Source organism: Enterococcus sp. E4-150, from assembly GCF_035726465.1.
In the GTDB taxonomy this organism is placed as follows: domain Bacteria; phylum Bacillota; class Bacilli; order Lactobacillales; family Enterococcaceae; genus Enterococcus_B; species Enterococcus_B faecium.
Genome location: NZ_JAPRGK010000001.1, coordinates 272,275 through 289,247 on the forward strand (window position 1 = coordinate 272,275; position 16,973 = coordinate 289,247).

General features: G+C 37.4%; 16 protein-coding genes and 1 pseudogene. 12 read left to right on the forward strand and 5 right to left on the reverse strand.

Going from position 1 to position 16,973, the window contains the following annotated elements; genetic code table 11:
- The first annotated feature begins 20 nt into the window (after positions 1 to 20).
- The 8 genes and pseudogenes from OZ002_RS01315 to OZ002_RS01350 all read left to right on the forward strand — a co-directional run bounded on the left by OZ002_RS01315 (position 21) and on the right by OZ002_RS01350 (position 7,867).
- The gene (locus OZ002_RS01315; protein ID WP_197081281.1) at positions 21 to 977 is read left to right on the forward strand and encodes an aldo/keto reductase; all 957 of its coding nucleotides are present in this window, start codon (positions 21 to 23) and stop codon (positions 975 to 977) included.
- Between the two features lie 288 nt (positions 978 to 1,265).
- A complete protein-coding gene (locus OZ002_RS01320; RefSeq protein ID WP_002287585.1) occupies positions 1,266 to 1,964 on the forward strand; it encodes a FadR/GntR family transcriptional regulator in 699 nt (232 codons plus the stop codon).
- 149 nt (positions 1,965 to 2,113) lie between these two features.
- Positions 2,114 to 3,432 (forward strand): annotated as a pseudogene (locus tag OZ002_RS01325) (PTS sugar transporter subunit IIC).
- A gap of 16 nt (positions 3,433 to 3,448) precedes the next feature.
- On the forward strand, positions 3,449 to 4,864 hold the full coding sequence (locus OZ002_RS01330; RefSeq protein ID WP_002331958.1) for a glycoside hydrolase family 1 protein: 1,416 nt from the start codon (positions 3,449 to 3,451) through the stop codon (positions 4,862 to 4,864).
- Positions 4,865 to 5,327: 463 nt separating this feature from the next.
- A complete protein-coding gene (locus OZ002_RS01335) occupies positions 5,328 to 5,591 on the forward strand; it encodes a PTS sugar transporter subunit IIB (RefSeq protein ID WP_156249293.1) in 264 nt (87 codons plus the stop codon).
- Between the two features lie 82 nt (positions 5,592 to 5,673).
- Entirely contained in the window at positions 5,674 to 5,991 is a 318-nt protein-coding gene (locus OZ002_RS01340) for a PTS lactose/cellobiose transporter subunit IIA (RefSeq protein ID WP_002299897.1), read from the forward strand.
- 28 nt (positions 5,992 to 6,019) lie between these two features.
- Positions 6,020 to 7,273 carry a PTS sugar transporter subunit IIC gene (locus tag OZ002_RS01345; protein WP_002287577.1) on the forward strand — a complete coding sequence of 418 codons (1,254 nt, stop codon included), beginning with the start codon at positions 6,020 to 6,022 and terminating at the stop codon, positions 7,271 to 7,273.
- A gap of 129 nt (positions 7,274 to 7,402) precedes the next feature.
- On the forward strand, positions 7,403 to 7,867 hold the full coding sequence (locus OZ002_RS01350; protein WP_002287575.1) for a GNAT family N-acetyltransferase: 465 nt from the start codon (positions 7,403 to 7,405) through the stop codon (positions 7,865 to 7,867).
- Between the two features lie 28 nt (positions 7,868 to 7,895).
- Here the strand turns inward: OZ002_RS01350 and OZ002_RS01355 are convergent, their stop codons facing one another.
- The 4 genes from OZ002_RS01355 to OZ002_RS01370 all read right to left on the reverse strand — a co-directional run bounded on the left by OZ002_RS01355 (position 7,896) and on the right by OZ002_RS01370 (position 11,787).
- On the reverse strand, positions 7,896 to 8,216 hold the full coding sequence (locus tag OZ002_RS01355; protein ID WP_002287574.1) for a YrhK family protein: 321 nt from the start codon (positions 8,214 to 8,216) through the stop codon (positions 7,896 to 7,898).
- A 30-nt stretch (positions 8,217 to 8,246) separates the two neighbouring features.
- On the reverse strand, positions 8,247 to 9,380 hold the full coding sequence (locus tag OZ002_RS01360) for an alcohol dehydrogenase catalytic domain-containing protein (RefSeq protein WP_002299903.1): 1,134 nt from the start codon (positions 9,378 to 9,380) through the stop codon (positions 8,247 to 8,249).
- 527 nt (positions 9,381 to 9,907) lie between these two features.
- Entirely contained in the window at positions 9,908 to 11,602 is a 1,695-nt protein-coding gene (locus OZ002_RS01365) for an oleate hydratase (RefSeq protein WP_002299871.1), read from the reverse strand.
- Between the two features lie 56 nt (positions 11,603 to 11,658).
- Positions 11,659 to 11,787: a hypothetical protein gene (locus OZ002_RS01370; RefSeq protein WP_002287569.1), complete on the reverse strand. Its 129-nt coding sequence runs from the start codon at positions 11,785 to 11,787 to the stop codon at positions 11,659 to 11,661.
- On the opposite strand from OZ002_RS01370, the gene OZ002_RS01375 reads away from it, so the two are divergent.
- The 3 genes from OZ002_RS01375 (at position 11,786) to OZ002_RS01385 (ending at position 12,953) form a co-directional block, all read left to right on the forward strand.
- On the forward strand, positions 11,786 to 12,034 hold the full coding sequence (locus OZ002_RS01375; RefSeq protein ID WP_002321251.1) for a hypothetical protein: 249 nt from the start codon (positions 11,786 to 11,788) through the stop codon (positions 12,032 to 12,034). The two genes, OZ002_RS01370 and OZ002_RS01375, sit on opposite strands and share 2 nt — an antisense overlap.
- Before the next feature lie 191 nt (positions 12,035 to 12,225).
- Positions 12,226 to 12,591: a DUF1622 domain-containing protein gene (locus OZ002_RS01380; RefSeq protein ID WP_156249292.1), complete on the forward strand. Its 366-nt coding sequence runs from the start codon at positions 12,226 to 12,228 to the stop codon at positions 12,589 to 12,591.
- Positions 12,588 to 12,953, forward strand: coding sequence for a DUF1622 domain-containing protein (locus OZ002_RS01385; protein WP_002307868.1), 366 nt, complete (start codon positions 12,588 to 12,590; stop codon positions 12,951 to 12,953). The genes OZ002_RS01380 and OZ002_RS01385 overlap by 4 nt, the downstream gene beginning before the upstream one ends.
- 91 nt (positions 12,954 to 13,044) lie before the next feature.
- On the opposite strand, the gene OZ002_RS01390 is transcribed toward OZ002_RS01385, so the two are convergent.
- Positions 13,045 to 14,472 carry a helix-turn-helix domain-containing protein gene (locus OZ002_RS01390; protein ID WP_002287562.1) on the reverse strand — a complete coding sequence of 476 codons (1,428 nt, stop codon included), beginning with the start codon at positions 14,470 to 14,472 and terminating at the stop codon, positions 13,045 to 13,047.
- Between the two features lie 469 nt (positions 14,473 to 14,941).
- Between OZ002_RS01390 and tdc the strand changes: the two genes are divergently transcribed.
- On the forward strand, positions 14,942 to 16,777 hold the full coding sequence (tdc, locus tag OZ002_RS01395; RefSeq protein WP_002331956.1) for a tyrosine decarboxylase: 1,836 nt from the start codon (positions 14,942 to 14,944) through the stop codon (positions 16,775 to 16,777).
- The last annotated feature ends 196 nt before the right edge of the window (positions 16,778 to 16,973 follow it).

The window sequence follows — 16,973 nt, forward strand, 5'->3', positions numbered from 1 at the left end:
ATAGTGCACGTTATGAAAAAATGGAATATCGTAAATCCGGTCATTCAGGTTTGAAATTACCGATTTTATCTCTCGGATTATGGCAAAATTTTGGTGATTATGATCCTATCCATAATCAAAGAGAGATTTTAAGAGGCGCATTCGACATGGGAATTACCCATTTCGACCTTGCGAATAATTATGGAGGCCCTGCTGGAGCTGCAGAGAAAAACTTTGGGCGTATTTTTAGAGAAGATTTTCAAGCCTACCGTGATGAACTGATTATTTCTAGCAAAGCAGGTTATCATATGTGGGAAGGGCCATATGGGGAATGGGGCTCTCGTAAATCCATCATTTCAAGTTGTGACCAAAGTCTCCAAAGAATGGGGCTAGATTATGTTGACATCTTCTATCATCATCGCCCAGACCCTGATACACCTTTGGAAGAAACAGCAGAAGCGTTGATGCAACTTGTAAGACAAGGAAAAGCATTATATATTGGTATATCCAACTATAATGGAGAAAATACAAAAAAAATGACTGAAATTTTAAAAAGAAAGGAAGCACCGTTCATTATTCATCAGATGCGCTACAATATGTTTTCTCGTGCACTACTAGAAGACGATCTATCTCCAGTATTAGAAGAAGAAGGGCTAGGGGCAATCACGTTCAGTCCGCTTGCTCAAGGGTTGCTGACAAATCGTTATCTACATGGTATTCCTGAAGATTCTAGAGCACATCGTAAGGAAATACCATTCCTTTCAGAAGAACAAGTTGGATCAACTCTGGAAAAAATCAAAGCACTGCAAACAATCGCCGTATCACGAGGACAATCATTAGCGCAAATGGCCCTTGCATGGAATTTGCGACAAAAATCTGTTACAAGTGTACTGGTCGGAGCAAGTCGGTTAAGCCAGTTACAAGAAAGTGTTCGAATGATGGATAATTTAGATTTCTCACCAGAAGAAGAATTGAGAATCGACCAAATTCTAGAATAGAAACGATGTAATCAAACTTTTTATCCATATATTAAAAAAAACAAAAGATGACATCAAGAATCGAATGAAGATCGTCTGTTATTGAACATCATATTTTTTGTCGTTCAAAATAAAAATGATCGAAGGCTAGGAGTGAATTTTATCCTAGTCTTTTTTATGGTAAATATCTTCTTCGTTTGTATGTCTATGAACGGATTAATCAATTTTGTATACAAAAAATCATCAGATGATTCAAACGTGTTATAATAATTACGAAAAAATACATCAGATGAAAAGGAGGTATGTGGTTTGGAAGAAAATAAAACCCTAGTAGAAGTAACTACTGACAAGATCCTTAGATATTTAAAGGAAATGCAGTTGCAAGTAGGAGATAAACTGCCGAATGAATATGAATTGTCCGATTATTTAGAGGTGGGGCGAAGCACGGTGCGAGAAGCTGTGCGGGCTCTAGCTTCCAGGAATATCCTTGAAGTTCGGCAAGGAGCGGGGACATTTGTCAGTGATAAGCGAGGGATTGCCAATGACCCACTCGGTTTTTCTTTGATTGAAGATCAGGATCGGATGATACGAGACTTATTTGAACTGAGATATTTATTGGAGCCTAAGATGGCAGGTTTGGCAGCGGAATATGCAACGAAGAATCAAATCGTCCAAATGAAAAAATTAACGCAAAAGATTGAAACTTCTTTTCGAGAAGGCACACAAGAACATGTTCAATTAGACATCGATTTTCATACGATGATTGCAGAAGCTAGCGGAAACGTAGCCTTGCTGCATATTATCCCAATCATTAATGAATCAATTGCTTTGTTTAATAAAAATTATGATATCCAGCATCTGAAAATCGAGACGATCGATATTCATACAGAGATCGTTCAGGCCATCGAAAGGCGGAATGCACTTGCTGCGTTTGATGCAATGACTGTCCATATGGCAATAAATCGGAGAGAATTACAGAAAATAATAGGAGAAAAAGAAACTAATTGACAGTTCATCTGATGTATTTTATGATAAATACATCAGATGAATTTCTGTTTTATATTTGGTAAAAAAGAGGAGTAAATAGTTTCTGTTCATCGAAATGTAAGCGCTGACTAATAGACAAAAAGAGATGACGTCAAGGAGAAGAAGCAGGAATGAGGGGATCTGGAATGAGTTTTATGGATAAATTAGCCAATGTTTTTTAGGAAACGTGGCAACGAGAATCAATAATTTAAGGTATATCATGGTGATAAAAAACGCATTTGCTGCATTGATTCCGGTAATTATTACGGGTGCTTTTGGCACATTGTTTTCAGCAATGGTCTTTGACTCGGAAAATGGCTTAGCACAGATAAGTTTCTTGCGTTTTTTAGAAGAATTAAAGCCTATCGCATCTGCCATCAGCTATGTCACACTAAGTTTCTTGACCATCTATGCTGTTTTTCTGATAGGGATCGAATTAGCCAAGCTGAATAAAGTGGATGGTGTATTCCCTGGTATCATCGCAGTGATGTCTTATTTATCTGTTAATCCAACTGTTTATGAATTAGTGAATGAAAATCAGACTGTTATAGTAGAAAACGTATTGGCTAAACAATATACAGACACGAAAGGGTTATTTTTGGGAATGTTGGTCTCCATCCTTTCTATTGAACTTTATTGCTGGTTGAGGAAACAGAAGAAACTACAGCTGAGAATGCCTGATACCGTGCCAACGAATGTTTCTGCTAGTTTTTCTGCTTTATTCCCGACGATTCTGACTGTATCGGGTATCGCGGCTGCGGGATTTATCATCAAAGAACTTACAGGAATGTACCTTTATGATATCATTTACAATGTCGTACAACGACCATTAGAAGGTGTCGTACAAGGGTTACCGGGTATTTTGCTATTGATGTTTATTGCGCAAGTCTTTTGGGTGATTGGTATCCATGGAAATCAAATGGTGAAGCCGATACGGGAACCGTTGCTTTTAGCGGCAATTGCTGTAAATACGGAAGCTTTTGAAGCTGGAAAAGAAGTACCGAACATTATTACTATGCCATTTTGGGATATGTATATGAGTATGGGTGGGTCTGGAGTCACGATCGGTTTACTGATTGCAGTATTGTTAGTTGGAAAACGGGAAGATATGAAACAAATCACCAAGTTATCCCTTGCTCCTGGGATCTTCAACATCAATGAACCAGTTATTTTTGGTATGCCGATCATGCTGAATCCAATTTTAGCTATTCCGTTTATCTTAACGCCTCTTATCACAGGAACGATTGGTTATTTTGCAACCGCTTTAGGATTTGCGGCGAAAGCAGTTGTAATGGTCCCTTGGCCAATGCCGCCGATCGTCAATGCTTATCTAGCAACAGCAGGAAATATCGGTGCAGTTATTACGCAACTTGTTTGTATTATTGTTTCTATTTTGATCTATCTGCCATTCGTAAAAGTAGCAAATCGTGTGGAAAATGATGGGGTCTAAAAAACAGGAGGAAATCATGAAAATTACTATTCCAAAAAATTTTATTCTTGGTGCTGCATCTTCTGCTTGGCAAACGGAAGGTTGGAAAGGAAAAAAAGAAGGACAGGATTCGTTTATAGATAGCTGGTATAAAAATGAACATTTTGTTTGGCATAATGGGTATGGCCCAGCCGTAGCAACTAATTTTATGGAACAATACCAGCAGGATGTGGATCTGATGAAATCCATCCATCTGACACATTATCGGACTTCTATCAATTGGGCTCGTTTTTTTACTGATTATGAGAACTGTATAGTAGATGAAGAATATGCTCAGCATATAAGTGAAATGATCGACTCTTTGATCGAAGCAGACGTAGAACCGATGATTTGTTTGGAACATTATGAAGTCCCAGCTTTTCTTTTGGAAAAATATGATGGCTGGTCTTCAAGAAAAGTAGTTGATTTTTATGCTAAGTATGCTCAAATTGCCTTTGATCGTTACGGTGTTAGGGTAAAAAACTGGTTTACATTCAACGAACCAATCGTTCCCCAAACGCGTTGCTATTTGGATGCTGTTCGCTGGCCGCATGAACAAAACACAAAAAAGTGGATGATGTGGAATTATCATAAAGTTTTAGCAACGGCTAAAGCAGTAGAGATTTACCGCAGCGGAAATTACGGTGGAAGGATTGGCTGTATTTTAAATCCTGAAATGGTCTATGCTCGATCCAATTCTCCAGAAGACCAAAAAGCTGCTTATATGTATGATTTGTTTTATAATCGAGTATTTTTTGATCCGATGGTAAAAGGGTACTACACAGAAGAGTTCCTGGAGTTGTGTCAAAAACAATCGATTTATTTCGATCCTGCAACAGAGGATTTAGAAACGATTCAGCATCATACAGTAGATTTCCTTGGAATCAATCAATATTATCCTAAACGTGTTCGCGCTCCTCGTTATCAATGGAATGAAGAGACACCTTTCCATCCAGAACGATATTATGAGGTCTTTGATTTACCTGGGAAGAAAATGAATAATTCCAGGGGATGGGAAATCTATCCGAAAATCATGTATGATATAGCCATGTATCTAAAAGAAAATTATCATAATATCCCTTGGCTGATAACAGAAAACGGTATGGGAAGAGAACATGAAGAACAGTATATGGATGAGAAAGGAATCGTGCAAGATGATTACCGTATCGAATTTATCGGACAGCATTTGCATTACTTGATCAAAGCAACAGAAGAAGGCGCAAATTGCGAAGGCTATATGTTATGGGCATTCACTGACTGTGTGTCACCAATGAATGCATTTAAGAATCGATATGGATTAGTTCGAATCGAATTGAACGATGAACGAAGCAGAACATTGAAAAAATCTGCTTCGTGGTATCAGACTTTGATTGATAAGAGAGAATTGGATTTGCCTGACGAAATCTATAAATAAATAGAAGTTTTTTGTAGATGTTCATTGTATTTACTGGTTATTTGAAATAAAAGAGGTTGTGAATCCAGCGTTTTGAGCTAATACCCAGGGTCAGCTGATTGAACACCGTTTATTGAGAGGTTGTGAAAAAGCTGTCCTACATCAAGTAATAAGAACAGCAAAGTAAAAACAACATCTTATGTTTTTAACTTGGTTGGACTTATTACCGCAGATGCAAGCTTTTGAATACCGTTTATTCGAAAAAAGTTGTGACAAGTTTTGTGTCACAACTTTTTTTGTGCACGTTAAAAGAAAAAAGGTAATAAAAATTAATTTGTGTGTTTAGTGTGCGCTTTCTTTTTTAGTGTGTATGCAACTTGGTATAGACCTTAAATGTGATGATATCAACTTTTTAAAGCGCTTTTAAAGTTGGTACGCTACTTGCTTATATACAAGTGTAAGTATAGAAAGGAACGTGTTTAAAATGGAAAAGAAAACAATCATGCTTGTATGTTCAGCTGGAATGAGTACAAGTCTCCTAGTCACAAAAATGCAAAAGGCAGCAGAAGCAAAAGGAATGGAAGCAGACATCTTTGCTGTATCTGCTTCAGATGCGGATAATCAACTAGAATCTAAAAATGTAGACGTTTTACTTTTAGGACCGCAAGTACGCTTTATGCAAAATCAATTTGCTGAAAAGCTAGCACCTAAAGGCATTCCTTTAGATGTAATCAATATGGCTGACTAAGGCATGATGAATGGTGAAAAAGTACTCGACCAAGCAGAAAAACTAATAAACAAATAATAAAAATTATCGGAGGATACAATAAATGGAAGATCAAAAAAATCTAGAAGCCATCATGGGTCTGATCATGTTTGGCGGAAATGCAAAAAGCGATGCAATGGAAGCGATTGCTGCTGCGAAAAAAGGTGATTTCAATTTAGCAGATGAAAAAATCAAAGATGCAGAGGAATCTTTAGTCCAAGCACATCACTCTCAAACAGAGATGCTGACACAAGAAGCACAAGGAAATCACGTTGAAGTCACGCTTTTGACGGTCCACAGTCAAGATCATCTGATGACATCTATAGCTTTTACAGATTTAGCAAAAGAGATCATTGATCTGTATCGTCGATTGAACGCGTAATCTACAGTAAAGAAAAGAGGGAAGATTTATGGATAAATTTGTTGCATTTATGGAGAAACATTTTATACCTGTAGCATCAAAAATTGGTGCACAACGGCATTTAGTTGCGATTCGGGACTCATTTATGGTGAGTATGCCGTTAATGATCTTAGGAGCATTAGCAGTAATGATCAATAACTTACCGATTCCCGGGTTCCAAGAATTGATGAACTCAATTTTTGGTGGTGAATCATGGAAAGGATTCGGGGCTGCTGCTTGGAACGGTACATTTGCCATTCTTTCTGTCTTGATTGCTTTCTTGCTTGCTTATCATTTAGCTAACGGCTACCGAAAAGACGGTGTTTCCGCAGGTGTGATTTCTTTAGGTTCTTTCTTCGCTTTAGGCGGAGCATTAGGTATGAGCTCAAACGGTTTGTTTATTGCTATTATTGTTGGGATTATTTCAACAGAAATCTTTGTACGTTTAAGCGGAAATGAAAAATTGATCATCAAAATGCCTGATGGTGTGCCACCGGCAGTTGCAAAAGCATTTGCTTCATTACTACCAGCAATGATCACTATCTCTGCGTTTGCTTTAGTTGCTGCAATTTTTGCTGCATTCGGTGTTGATGATATCGTAGGTTCTTTCTATACAGTGGTCCAAGAACCATTTATGGGACTTGCAAACTCTTATCCATCTGCCTTACTGCTTGCATTTATCACACCATTCTTATGGTTCTTTGGTTTACACGGAGCGAATATGGTCGATCCTTTGATGCAAACAATCAATGCGCCAGCCATTGAAGCAAACGTTAATGCAATCGCAGCTGGACATAGCGCACCGTTTATCGTGAACAAACCTTTCTTTGACAGCTTTGTCAACTTAGGAGGAACAGGTGCAACTTTAGGTTTACTGTTAGCTATTTATTTAGTAGGACGTAAAAACAAACCATATATGGTTGTAACAAACTTGTCGATTGCGCCAGGTGTCTTCAATATTAATGAACCAACGATGTTTGGGTTACCTATCGTGTTGAACCCGATCATGTTCATTCCATTTATTTTGACACCAATGGTCTTAGTTAGTGTTGCTTACTTTGCGACTTCTACAGGTTTAGTGCCAGCAGCTACCGTTATGCCTCCATGGGTAACTCCACCAATTATTGGCGGTGTATTGGCAACAAAAAGTATTGCAGGTGGTGTGCTAGCCGCTGTCAATTTGGTTCTTTCTATTTTGATCTATCTACCGTTCGTCAAGGTAGCTACGATCCAAGAAAGAAGAAAAGAAGCTTTAGATGCTTGATTAATCAAAAAACGGAGAACAAGTGATTGTTTTCCGTTTTTTTTTACATCACTATTGTTGTCATTGCTAATTTTCATAAAGACTTGTATAATTTTTGTAAACGTTTTATTTTAGTCGGAGGTTTAAACATTGGTTACATATAACTGGATCAAATTAAGAGAACACCCAGAATTAGTAAAACAAAGCGCGAATTGGTTTTCATCAAAATGGGGAGTTCCTGCTGTTGTGTATGAGGAAAGTATTCGTACTGGAATCGCTAATAAGGAAAGTATTCCTCAATGGTATGTGGTCTTAGATGAAAAAGAAACCATCGTCGGAGGAGCGGGCGTTATTGAAAACGACTTCCATAACCGCCCTGATTTGACACCAAATCTTTGTGCCCTGTTTGTTGAACCGGAAAAGCGTAAGCAGGGGATAGCCAAGCGGATATTAGCGGAAATCAGAAAAGAAATGCATCAACTTGGGTACGAAAAACTTTACTTAATTACAGATCATACCACGTTTTATGAACGATACGAGTGGACATTTTTGACAATGGTCAAGGAAGAAAGTGGGACGACCGCTCGTCTGTATCAAAGTGATACGATAGGGTGAAAAAAGAGGCATGAGATTTGAAAAATTCTCATGCCTCTTTTTTTTTGCTTGTTCTCTTCATTGCTTTTTTTTCGTCGTAAATAAAAATGTTCCTTACGATTCTGAGAATAGGACGAATCGTCAAGAAAATAGCACCAGCCAAATAAAAATAGGTGCCATATCGATCGGGGATTTTAGTTAAGGAAGCAAGGCTTCCAAAAATATAGAAAATCCCGGTTAATAAATCGACAGCCAGTGAGATCAATGTGTAACGATTTTGGAAATAGAAGCGGAAGCGACGTCCTCGTATTTCGATATCTTCTTCTTTTCCTATTTCGATCTCATGGGTATTTCGTTTGATTTTGGGCATAAAGAAAATCACCTGTATTTTTTACTGAATTCAAGGTTTCAAAACAACTTTTATATTTTTATCTTCTTTTTTGTCAAAGATCTCATATGCTTGTGCTGCTTCTGATAGTGGCAGCGAATGAGTAATGATTTGTGTAGGATCGAATAGTCCTTCTGCAATCATTTCGTAAATTTTTGGCATTAGATGGATAATTGGTGCCTGTCCATGCTTGACAGCGATATCCCGCATAAAAAATTCTTGCAGCGGGTAAGAAGAAGCTGGAGTCATATAAACACCAGTTACTTGGACTGTTCCAAATTTTTTGACAGCTTGCGATGCCATCTGTAATGGAGAGATTGTGCCGCTTTGTAAGCTTACTAAATTTTTCGCTTTTTCTTTGACAGGCTCTAATCCGTCCATTCCTACACAATCGATAATGACATCTGCGCCACCTTTAGCCAGTTCATACAATTCTGTTCCAGCTTGTGCCGTGTCTTCTAAGAAATAAGTTTCAACCCCATTGTAATTAGCCGCTTTATCTAGACGGTGCTGTACTGGATCTACTGCGATTACGCGCTCTGCTCCAGCCATAACAGCGAATTTTTGAGCGAATAGACCGACTGGACCAGAACCTAGAATCACAACTGTATCGCCTTTTTTTACTCCTGCGTTTTCAACGCTCCAATAAGCTGTGGGCAAAATATCTGATAGAAATAAAACTTTTTCATCAGGAAGATCATTATCTGGTACAACAAATGAAGTAGAGTCTGCATAAGGAACTCTTAGATATTCCGCTTGACCACCCCAATGATTACCGTTCAACTTGCCAAATCCGAAAAGCCCGCCATATAACTGATCTGGATTTGATTCATCACATTGGCTTTCCATGTGATTCAGGCAGAAATGACAATGACCACAACTAATATTAAAAGGGATAACCACACGTTGCCCTTTTTTCAATGTTTGAACTTGAGATCCCACTTCTTCAACGATTCCCATTGGTTCGTGTCCTACAACATACCCTTTTTCCAAAACTGCTTCACCATGATGGTAAAGATGCAGATCGGAGCCGCAAATGGCTGTTGCTGTGATACGGATGATTGCATCTGTTGGTTCTAATATTTTTGGATCATCTACGTTTCTGATTTCCATTTTCTGTTTTCCTTGCCAAGTGACTGCTTTCATTGGAGATGCTCCTTTCAGATTCATAAAATTGTCTGCATTATTAGTACTACAGATAATTTCATTTTAAAGGAGAACTTACCTTTTTGATAATGAAACGCTTTTTTTCTTAAATGAAACATTCTATAGTCTTATGTATTTGTGTTCGGAGAGGTGTGTTTCCGATTTTTTAGTGTAATGGTAATCATTGAAATAGTTGTATCCGTTAGATGATGTTGGATTGGCAAGAGAGTAAACGTTGAAAAAATGGTTGTTTTCAAAAAGAAACAGACATAAATAAAAAGAGGTTATGACAGAAGGGATCAGTTTCTCGGTATTAAGTCAAATTTATGCAAAAACGTGAGGAACCATTTTCACAAAATTTTTCTTCATACTCGAAACTAAACGACTTTTTCATAACCTCTTGGTAAACGGTGTTCAAAAGCTTGCATCTGCGGTAATAAGTCCAACCAAGTCAAAAACATAAGAAGCAGTTTTAGCTTGGGTGTTCTTATTACTTGATGCAGGGCAGATTTTTCACAACCTCTTGGTTATTCAAACATTTTTTTTGCGGCACGAGCTAGAGTAGGAATATCTTTGTCGTAACGCGGTGTTTTGACAAGACGGGACATAGGAATACCCGCAAAATGGAAAGCAGCGATTTCTCCAGAACGTACAGCACTTTGTTCAGTAAAGATCATCTGATAAGGCTGCTCGACAAATTCTCCTGTAAAGGCCAGATTGGTCGAATGTTTAGGAATGACTTTTGGCCGATCGCTTTTGGCACGATTATTGAACAACGCGGAAGCATAAGGCATATAGACAGGGATATTATTTATCACGCTGTCGAAAATTTCTGTTTCTTTTTCACGAATATTTACTGGTCCAGGATCTACTTTTGAAAGTTGTCCGATCAGTTCTTCTAACATTTCTTTTCCATTCATTTTAATATACTGTTTATCCACAAATTCGCCACGTCGTCTTGGATAAAGGAAATAACCCCAAATAACTGTTTCATTTGGTTTCTGAGACGTAAAATGCGGTTGATGATGCACGACGATAGACATATTGACATCTTTTTGGCCTAACGGCGTGATCGGTGTGGTTGAAATAAATGAATTCAAGGCATTTCCTGGTTCTTGAGTCGTGATACGGGTGATTTCATTCAACAACAAATGGTTTTTCGTCGTCAGGGTAAAGCTGACCCATTCGCTTGCATCTCGATCAGCAAAGAATTTGTCAGGATTTCCCAAGTTGTAGAAACGTTCACTGGCTTTTTTCCAGAGACTAGAAGCTGCACCATAATCCATATTTTCTACAGCTGGTGTTTCGTAATCTCCTAAAGTAGCTGAATCTGTAATGGACCCATTAGTGAAAATAACTGCTGTATCTTCATCGACCACAACGTGTTCTTCTTCTTGAGTCAGTGTATTGGTCATTTTCAAACCAGTCACAGTGATTTCATCTTGCATCGGTGTTTCTTTGAATTCCCAGTCAGTGACACGGCGGTTCAAAATGATTTTGCATCCTTGTTCTTTCAAGTACTCGATCAAAGGAAGCATAATACTTTCGTATTGATTGTAACGTGTTCGATTGACGCCCACTAGATGTTCGATTTGAGTGAATTCATAAATCATTTGATGCATATAGCGACGCAATTCTTGAGCAGAACTACGTGTTCTAAAAGCAAATGTTGTTTCCCACATAAACCAGAAGTTTGTTTCAAAAAAGTGTGGATCATCTTTGAAATATTCTTCGATAGTGATATTGTCTAGTTTTTCTTCTTCTGAATCAGGCATAGCAATCAGTTTAGTCAGAAGAATACGGTCTTTATTATTGAATCCCAGTTTTCCGCCATCAATGATTCCTTTGCCACCTTCCATCAAACGTGCTTTGTCAAAGGTTCGGTGTTTTGCATCAAAATCTCTCGTATCTTCTTCAGCAGTCATCCCTGGCTCAGTAACAGAAGGTATTCGACTTAACAGATCCATCAAATCTACATAGGTACGGTAATTAAGCATGCGACCGCCTCGAGCAATATAGCCTTTTTGGTTTTCTAATGGATGGTTTTTATTCCAATATTCATCCACTACAGTGTCGGTCGGTGCACCATCATTTGAACCGTGATCATCCAATGAATAAAAGGTGATCTGATCCCCTTTCCATTTGCCTTCTTGAATCAAATAAACAGCCGCTGCCATATTGGCAATACCGGCACCAATCATTATTGCTTTACTTTTTCTCATTGTGATTCCTCCAATGTCTTCCAAGTATGTCCGTAGTGATTCAACTAAATAGGATGCTAGATTGATTCGAATTCATCATATAAATGACTGTCATCTTCGAATAGTCCTGTCTTTTTTCCTAGATATGCAGCGCCAAGGGCAAGCAAACCTAAACCGATGCCGACTTTGATTAATTTTTTACTCATGAAAAACGCCTCCTTGTTTTCTCTTTCTATATCCAAGGATAGTTCGTTTTTATTAGAATGCCAAATGATAGGACGAGAAGAAAAAGGAAATTTTGACAAAAAAGAAGAAGTGTCTGATTTTCCTGTAAATAAAAATAGGGTAGGTAAGAAGAAAAGATTTGAGGAGGTGTATGGTTCTATTTTTAGAAATTTGGGTACAAAAAAAGCACCGAGACAGTGCTTCTTTGAAAAGCTGATGACGGACTAAGCCTTATTTTAACTTGCTACGTTGTTTTGGATACTTCCACGATTTATGGATGGGGGGAGAAAAATGGGAGAGTGAAAAAGAAAAATTTAAGCGAACCGTTATCATTAGAACAACTTTTAAATAGACGAACAAGGTAACTTTCTTTTACAATAAAAGAATAGGAACAAATTAAAAGAAAGTAGGTAGCGTATATGTTTCGCTCAAATTTAATTGAATTTCTAGAATGGATCATTGCTATTTTAAATATTTGTTCTATCGGTATCTTAATTGTCGGGATCATTCTTGTTCTATTCAAACTTTTTGATTGGTCTCATGTCAAGAAAAACTATGCAGAACGTAATACTCGTAATGCAGATACAAGAAAATTGCTAGCAAGTTATATTTTGTTAAGCTTGGAGGTACTAGTCGTTGCTGATATCATCGAGTCAGTTATCAAGCCGACTTGGACAGATATTTTGAAGCTTGCACTTATTATTATCATTCGAACAGTCATTTCTTATTTCTTGAATCAGGAAATAGAAGACAAAGAAAAACAAAGAAGAGGAGAGGTAGGATGACGACAGAGTTGATGCAGTTTCTTCTTCCATATTTTGAAAAACTTGTACTGGGACTTGATATCTTTGCTATCTGTTTATTGGTTTGGGGTGTTTGTCTATCAATCAAGGATTTTTTGAAATATTTATTTGTCCATACAAAAGTACAAAACGACCGAGTCAGCGAGAACAATGCTATTAAAAAGATGTTGGGAGGCTATATACTTCTAAGTTTGGAAATTCTTGTTTCAGCTGGGATCATCGAATCGATTATCAAACCTACCTTGCAGGATATTTTCCAACTAGCGGCGTTGGTAGTTATCCGAACCATCATTTCTTATTTTTTAAATAAAGAGATCGGACCCGTAGATGTCCAAAATAAGTGAGGTTGTGAGCCTGATGTGTATCAAGAGATTGTTACAGAAATGGGCATCTTCAACAAATAAGAGGCTGTGACATGATTTTTGTCACAGCCCCTTATTTGTTTTGCACAGCTGAAATGATAGCTCGATCGATCGTATTGATCGAAATAGGAATAATATTTTCATATTGGACCGCATCTGGTGTATATAATGTACGTTCACATAATACCCGGTTTGAGGACTGCTGCGCATACTTCTTTATATCAGATATACTTGAATAAATTGTTGGTGCAACTTGAAAATCGAAAGTAGTTACAGCTTCCAAGGCTTCCCGATAAATCAGATAATGAACATCCGAATTTGTGACGATATAGATAGTCAGATGTTCTTTTGTCAGACGGAGAATTCCGCTCAATTCGATCACAAAAGCCCGCATGCAATTAGGATTCAACCGTAGATCATAAGGTAACTGGCTGGACCAGCTGGAAAAAATTGTCTGGACTTCTTTATATAAATTTGTCTGTTCCTCATTTAAAAGATAAAATTTTTCTGGCATGAATAATTGATAGTTATCCCAAGCCGAACGCATCAGATGAATCAGCGCACGTTCGAATGGTTGGTTTCCGAATAATTCTTGATTGAAGTGAGATTCAAAGGTAGCAACTAGTTCTTTTATTTCGGGAGTATTGTCAATAAACACTTGGTGTAGCTGTTGAAAGTCTTCCGCAATCAACTGATAAGAATGGAAACCATAATTACAAAGATTGAATAGTGTCAAAATAAAGGCGAATTCTTCTTTTTTATAATAGGTTTGGAAATCAGTGTTTTCCCATGCTGATTCGACATAATTGTAAATAGGACGTTTTTTGATTTCTTCGATAAATTTTGAATCTATTGTCACAGCACACACTTGCTGGCGTAGGAAACTGATAGCAAAACCAATCGATAAGATTTCTTTATTTTCTTTATCATAAAATCTGCCACTATTTTCCGTTACGGATTCAATGAAACGATCGGCACGTTCAAAAAACGATTCAGGTAGCTCCCAAGAATTAAAACCGCCTAAACGATACGACACATTAAGAAGCAGCAGACGTCTTTCCATTTCAGTGAATCGAGGGGAGTAGCGGTCGATTTCGATCCCGCAGTCATTAAAATAAGCTAATACTTGTTTTTTTAATGAATAAGCTTTGCTGACAGAGATGAATTCACATTCAGTTAATTGAAGATAATCAGGTTCATCTTCTTCCAAATAAAGCAGACAAGTTTTTAAAAACAACGAATTTTGAGACAATTGCTGCATGATCTTGCATCGAGGTATATGTTCTGAAAAATATAAAGTGTAACGGTCCTTTTCCCGATGTGTATAAGCGATCTGTTCTTCAAATTCTTTTTTTATGTTATTGATATCATTGAGCAAAGTGGTTTTGCAAACATGCAGGAGATTGGAGAGCTTTTCTAGATTGACTTCTTTATTTACATAGAATTGCCCACATAAAAACAGCTGTCTTAAAATATTTTTCTCAATATATTCTTCAATCATAGTAGAGCCTCCGCCTTGTATTTTTTTGCACAATATGGGAAATATTATGACATGTTTTCTTTTTGAAATCATCAGTTAATTTCTGAAAAAGCATATAAATGCCGTTAAAAAAGGTTTTTTATGTTATAAAATTTGGAAAACAGATAATTCTATTAAAAAATAAATTGTGAATTTTTAACAATATAAAAAAATAAAAATATGTTTAGTGAATGAAGGACAGTCATTTTATTTGTTTGTTCGTTTTTTTTAGGTTATCTATTTTAGAAGACTGATTTATTGAAAAATTGTTCGTTTTTTTGCGTTGAATTATCAGAAAAATCCGACTTTATTTATTTTTGTTTGTAAAAATCTACGTGGATTTGATGTTATAAAAAAAATTTTCTCATTTTTGGTGCTATAGTGAAGAGGTGTTACAGATAAACACATGTATCTGCGAGACATTGACCAACAAAATATGGAGGGAAGAAAAATGAAAGATATGGATATCAAGGCCGTCTTTATAGGCGACAAAGCTGAAAATGGACCAGTTTATAAAATGTTGTTGAACAAGATGGTAGATGAACATCTTGGATGGAGAGAAAATTATATTCCTTCAGATATGCCTGCAATTAGCGAAGGAGATAAGCTCACTCCAGATTATCTAGCCACCCGCGACCATATGATAGAGGTCTTGGATGAAGTCAGTCAGCGATTACGCGCAGGATCGATCCCATGGCATTCAGCAGGCCGTTACTGGGGACAAATGAATGCTGAAACATTGATGCCTGCTTTATTAGCTTACAACTATGCGATGCTGTGGAACCCAAATAATGTTGCATTGGAATCTTCTATGGCAACTTCGCAAATGGAAGCAGAAGTAGGACAGGATTTTGCTTCATTATTCAATATGACAGACGGATGGGGACACATTGCAGCAGATGGTTCTATTGCTAATCTTGAAGGATTATGGTACGCCCGCTGCATCAAATCGATTCCTTTAGCTGTCAAGGAAGTGCTGCCTGAAAAAGTGAAAAAAATGTCTGAGTGGGAACTTTTGAATTTATCTGTTGAAGAAATTTTGGAAATGACCGAAAGCTTTACGGACGAAGAAATGGATGAGGTCAAAGCAGCTTCTTCCCGTAGCGGAAAAAATATCCAAAGATTAGGGAAATGGCTGGTCCCTCAAACAAAACACTATTCTTGGATGAAGGCGTTAGATATTTGCGGAGTCGGCTTAGATCAGATGGTTGCTATCCCAGTTCAAGAGGATTATCGAATGGATATTAATGCTTTGGAAAAAACAATTCGTGAATTAGCTGAACAAAAAATCCCAATTCTAGGTGTGGTTGCTGTCGTAGGAACGACAGAAGAAGGTCAAGTAGACAGTGTAGATAAAATCGTCCAATTAAGAGAAAGGTTAAAAGATGAAGGGATCTATTTCTATTTACATGTTGATGCCGCATATGGCGGCTATGCGCGTTCACTGTTTCTAAACGAAGCAGGAGAATTTGTGCCGTATGCTTCCTTAGCTGAATTCTTTGAAGAACATCATGTTTTCCACCACTGCGTAACGATTGACAAAGAGGTATATGAAGGGTTCAGAGCTATTTCAGAAGCGGATTCTGTCACGATAGATCCTCATAAGATGGGCTATGTCCCTTATGCTGCTGGAGGAATCGTAATCAAACACAAAAATATGAGAAATATCATTTCTTATTTCGCGCCATATGTGTTTGAAAAATCAGTAAAGGCTCCAGATATGTTAGGAGCTTATATTTTGGAAGGATCAAAAGCTGGAGCAACCGCCGCCGCCGTCTGGACAGCACATCGTGTATTGCCATTGAATGTGACCGGATATGGTCAATTGATTGGGGCTTCAATCGAGGCAGCTCAAAGATTCAGAGAATTTCTCGATCATCTGACTTTTACTGTTAAAGGAAAAACAATCGAAGTCTATCCATTGAATCATCCTGATTTTAATATGGTCAATTGGGTATTCAAAGAACAAGGCTGTACAGATTTGAACGCTATCAATGAATTAAATGAAAAAATGTTCGATCGGTCTTCTTATATGGATGGCGATGTTTATGGTGAACGGTTTATTACTTCTCATACTACATTTACACAAGGAGATTACGGTGATTCTCCGATTCGTTTTATTGAAAGAATGGGTCTAACGAAAGAAGAATGGAAAAAAGAACAGAAAATCACTCTGCTACGTGCGGCTATCATGACTCCTTATTTGAATGATGATCGAATTTTCAATTTTTATACAAAAGAAATCGCCAAAGCAATGGAAAAGAAACTAAACGAAATCATCCAATAGAACTGATTTTTGTGTGAAAGAATAACAAGAGACATATGGAGAACAGACAATTATTTGCTTCATCAAAACAATTGTATTTCCCCCTGTTTTTCATATATTCCTCGCCAAGATATTCTTTTTTATAAAACGTTCTATAAGTTGGATCGTTCGTTTCATGTATCAAACCCAGTTCACTAAGATCGTTCAATGGATGTTT